Source organism: Aureimonas sp. AU22, from assembly GCF_001463745.1.
Taxonomy (GTDB): Bacteria; Pseudomonadota; Alphaproteobacteria; order Rhizobiales; family Rhizobiaceae; genus Aureimonas.
Map to the genome: position 1 here is coordinate 1 of NZ_BBWJ01000072.1, position 696 is coordinate 696.

Annotated in this window: 1 protein-coding gene; it reads right to left on the reverse strand. The window is 67.7% G+C overall.

The window, feature by feature from the left end:
* A partial coding sequence (gene choX, locus AUL34_RS21680; protein WP_156421059.1) for a choline ABC transporter substrate-binding protein occupies positions 1-688 on the reverse strand: 688 nt, incomplete at its 3' end.
* Positions 689-696: the final 8 nt, after the last annotated feature.

Genomic DNA, 696 nt, shown 5'->3' on the forward strand with positions numbered 1-696 from the left:
CCAGAAGGCGCCCGAGGTTCGGGCACTCCGCCGACAGACCCTTGCGCGTCAGCGTGTAGATCGTCGCCCCGCCGTAGTTCGGCCCGAACACCGCGTCCCCGCCCGACAGATACGACAGCTTGAAGTTGACGTTCATCGGATGGGGCTCCCATCCCAGGAACACGATCGGCTTGTCGCTGCGCGTCTGGCGCGCCACCTGCGCCAGCATGCCCTGCTCGGAGGACTCCACCAGTTCGAACCCCTTCAGCCCGAACTGGTCGCCCTCGATCATCGACAGGATCAGCCGGTTGCCGTCGTTGCCGGGCTCGATGCCGTAGATCTTGCCCTCCAGCTGGTCGCGGAACTTCGCGATGTCGGCGAAGCTCTTGAGGCCCTGGTCGTAGAGCGTCGTCGGCACGGCCAGCGTGTATTTGGCGCCTTCGAGATTGGCGCGGATGATCTCGATCGAGCCGTCGGCGCGGTAGGGCGCGATGTCGGCCTCCATGGTCGGCATCCAGTTGCCGAGGAAGACGTCGATGTCGCCGTTCTTCAGGGAGGTGAAGGTGACGGGCAGGGCGAGGACGTCGGTGCGCGGCTCGTAGCCGAGCGCGGTCAGCACCGTCGAGGCGGTGGCCGTCGTCGCCGTGATGTCGGTCCACCCCACGTCGGCAAACCGGACCGCACGGCAGGACGCGGGGTCCGCCGCCAGCGCGGCCG